General features: G+C 43.0%; 2 protein-coding genes. Both read left to right on the forward strand.

Annotated features, from left to right (window positions below):
- The first annotated feature begins 266 nt into the window (after positions 1-266).
- On the forward strand, positions 267-2,051 hold the full coding sequence (locus tag JHD74_RS25580) for a PglL family O-oligosaccharyltransferase (RefSeq protein ID WP_199063853.1): 1,785 nt from the start codon (positions 267-269) through the stop codon (positions 2,049-2,051).
- On the forward strand, positions 2,048-2,502 hold a 455-nt coding region (locus JHD74_RS25585), incomplete at its 3' end, for a hypothetical protein (RefSeq protein ID WP_199063854.1). The genes JHD74_RS25580 and JHD74_RS25585, both read left to right, overlap by 4 nt.

Below are 2,502 nucleotides of genomic sequence, written 5' to 3' on the forward strand. Positions count from 1 at the left end.
AGTTGGCATCGTCGGCAGCGTCAGATGTGTATAAGAGACAGACATAACAATTCACAAAATGTTATGAAATGGTTTTTTTTTCAGAGATTTCACTGATATGAATCAAAGCCAGTATTAAATCCTCTGATTGGGGTAATTGTTTTTTACCGCGCTAAGTCATTAAAACTAAATGGAATTTTATTTTAACTTAAATAGTTGAAAATATTATCTGTCAATTTCAGCTTGAAGATAAAAAGCAGAAAATATGAATAAGGCTAGGTAGCTATATGTATTATCATCAGAAATTCTCAATACATCGACGTTTCCGTAGCCGTAACCGCTGTGTGTTGCCTCTTGGGATGCTGTTATTTTGGCTGATATTAATTATGCCTCTTTACTTGCCCAATATGGGGGGTAGTGGACTGAAACCACCTCAAAATATTATAACCTGGGGGGTGGTTGCCGCGATAATCACAATCATTTGGTTAGCTATGCCTGCACGGAAAGTCATACGATTCACTGTAACGTCCCGCTGGTTGTTATTGGGCGTATTAATTTTGGCTATCCCGCTGCTGTATACCGCATCACAGTGGCGTGAAGAGGCATTTTCTCGTTGGCTTGGGTTGGCGGCTGGCATGATTTTTTATCTATCATGGCTACAATATGGTCTGCCACACCGTTGGCATTCGTGGCTGTTGTATGGCGTTTTGGCGGCAGTCACCTTTCAAGCATTCGTCAGCCTGATGCAGTTTTTCGCATCAGATTACATTCCCCGCTGGCTCTCTTACCCTATAGTGCACAACCGTCCTTATGGCGTATTTCAACAGGTAAACGTGTTAGCCAGTTTTATCGCCACCGGGCTCTCGCTGGCATTACTGTTATTCTTGTTACCCAGATTTGCGTGGGCTTGCAAAACATCGGAGCGATTCAGAAAATACTTCTTAGGGTTATTGTTGTTCCTGTTTTCTACTCTATTAGTATGGTTACAGTCGCGGATTGGCTGGCTGGGAGGAGGAGTTGCGAGTGTCTTGCTGTTGCTACTAGGATACAGAACGGACAAGAAGCAAGCCGCGATTGCATCAGGTTTAATTGTAGTTGCTGCGGCTTTGGCGGTGATTTTCCAACTCGGGGGCGGTGTTGAAAACATTGAGCATACGGCATCGACTCATGCCCGCCTGATAATGCTACGCGATACTCTAAAGATGATAACCGAAAAACCCTGGTTAGGCTGGGGTTATGGGGGGTTCGAATATAGTTTTCAACTCTATCGGTTGGCTAGGGGATTCTCAACGTCGGGCCTTGGGGTTGTTCGGCATCCTCATAATGAGGTGCTGCTCTGGTGGGTAGAAGGGGGCATCGTCGCTGCCGCCGGGTTGTTAACGCTAATTTGGGCGGGTATAAGCCTTGCCTTGCGAGCATGGAAGCAAAGTCTCCAAGCTCAAGGGTTAAATCAACAGACTGCTGGCCTCAACATCGCGCTGATATGCGTACTGATTCCTATATTACTGCATACCCAAACGGAATATCCTTTTGCGCTTTCAGCCGCACATTGGACGATATTTTTGCTGTTATTGGCCCAGTTGGATCGTCGTGTTAGTTCGGTTGCCGAGCGGCGTTCATTGTCACCAGAAATAAGTGCATTTCTTGGTGGTGCGATCCCGGCGATATCTCTGGGGATCTTAGTGCTAGTAGGCGGTGCCCTCTATGCCAACCTGACGTTAACTTTTGCCGAACGTAATCACTTGGTCGATATCGAACCAGCACGCCAAGCCATAAAATTTGATCCCTGGGTTAATACTGAACGTTGGTATTACGATAAATATATGCATTCCTTGCTGGTCTTTAACCGAACTCAAGATCCACTTCTGCTAGAAGAATATAGCTATTGGGCACAAGACTATCTTTCTCGCCGTATTGATAAAAATGTTTATGCCACTTGGTTAAGTATCATGCAATACCAACAGGATACCGAATCACACAATCGTATACGTCAAGAGGCGCATGGTTTATTTCCTGAAGACCCACGATTTTTGACAAAACTCATTCTTAAACCACAGGCGGATATGCTATGACTCGTAAACTAAAAGTCCTTATCATTGATATAAATCAAGTATTTGTTGCTGGTATTAAACTGATATTGCAATCGCATTTTCATGCTAAAGATATTAAATTGATCTTTACAAGTGATAAAGCAGAATATTCTATCGCTGATATCATACTTTGGGCAACAGGTTATCCTGCAACGATTGCCCCGATATGTGTGTTAGATAGACGCTTTCACGATAAGCTAATCATTATTGGCTCCACCAGTAAAAATCATACCGTAGATCATGGAACTGAAAAAATTTATTACCGACATCAATGCGGCAGCAGGTTAATTGAATTGACTGAGAACGTATTAAAAAAAACATCGATAAACCCTGATGCATCGTTATCTCTAAAATACGATCCATTCTCAATAATTACATCGAGACAAAAAGAAGTCCTGAGTTACGTGTCTATCGGAATGAATCCAAATGAGAT

Origin of the sequence: Serratia sp. ASV30 (assembly GCF_016428815.1) — a bacterium.
In the GTDB taxonomy this organism is placed as follows: domain Bacteria; phylum Pseudomonadota; class Gammaproteobacteria; order Enterobacterales; family Enterobacteriaceae; genus Chania; species Chania fonticola_C.